The sequence below is a fragment of the Fibrobacter sp. genome, assembly GCA_024399065.1.
Classification (GTDB): domain Bacteria; phylum Fibrobacterota; class Fibrobacteria; order Fibrobacterales; family Fibrobacteraceae; genus Fibrobacter.
This window is the reverse complement of record JAKSIB010000109.1, coordinates 1-1,164: the sequence shown is the minus strand read 5'-3', so window position 1 is coordinate 1,164 and position 1,164 is coordinate 1. Positions and strand designations below refer to the sequence as shown.

At 33.8% G+C, this 1,164-nt stretch carries 1 protein-coding gene; it reads left to right on the top strand.

Translation table 11 applies throughout. The features are described 5' to 3' along the window. The coding region (locus tag MJZ25_16690; protein ID MCQ2125800.1) for an iron-containing alcohol dehydrogenase at positions 1-1,156 on the top strand (1,156 nt) is incomplete at its 5' end. Positions 1,157-1,164: the final 8 nt, after the last annotated feature.

Genomic DNA, 1,164 nt, shown 5'->3' with positions numbered 1-1,164 from the left:
GGAGGGTTATATGGAATCATTTATTTATCAGATGCCTGTAAAGGTATATTTTGGACAGAATGGTGTTAGAGAACATTTAGCGAGTGAATTAAAAAAATATGGACCAAATATTATGCTGGCGTATGGAAAAGGAGCCATTAAAAGAATTGGCTTATATGATGAATTAGTAGAAATCTTAAAAGATTGCGGAAAGAATATTATCGAATTATGTGATATTCCTGCTAATCCAACATATGAAAAGGTGCAAGAAGGTATCGAGCTTTATCGAGACAATCATGTTGATTTAATTATTGCAGCTGGTGGGGGATCTGTTGTTGACTGTGTTAAAGTCATTACTGCTGGAGTTTATGAAGAAAGTGATTTATGGCAGGCACAAATGGATGAAGGTAGGATTGCTGAAAAAATGGGTAATTTTGCTGTTGTCTTAACCTTATCTGGTGCCGGTGCAGAAATGGATAATTTAGGTGCCATTACAAAAGACGATGATAAGAAAACTTTTGTGGGATCTTATGCTAAATTTGTTATTTTAGATCCAACATATATTAAAGATATCCCATTCACATCATTCATGCCAGGCGCATTTGACAGCTTAACACATTGTATGGAAACATACTTTGGACATGGCTATAATGTATCAGATCGTATGAATGAAGGTATCATGAAAGATATTATTGCAAATATGTATGCAATGATTAATGGAAATGATAGTTTAGAAATAAGATCAAATTTAATGTGGGATTCTTCACTCATTCAAACATTCTTGTTTAATGTTGGGAAACCGGGAGATTTCCAGGCACATAGTATCGAAAATACTTTAGGTGCATATAGTCATGGTACACATGGAAAACAATTGGCAATTATCCAACCTGCATATTATCGTGCTGTGTATGAAAACGAGATGGATAAGTTTGCAACTTTTGCAAGAAATGTATTTAATGTAAAAGAAGAAGACAATAAAAAAGCAGCTGATTTAGGATTAGAATGCTTAGAACAACTAATCGATGAAGCTAAACTTCCTCGAACATTTAAGGAGGCAGGATATGAATTAACAGAAGAAGTAGCTAAAGCTGTTTCAATGAAATGTCCTATTTCTATGAATGGGCCAAGAATGCTAACAAGAGAAGAAGTTTTTAACATGTTAATGAGATTGAGATAATGTCAAAT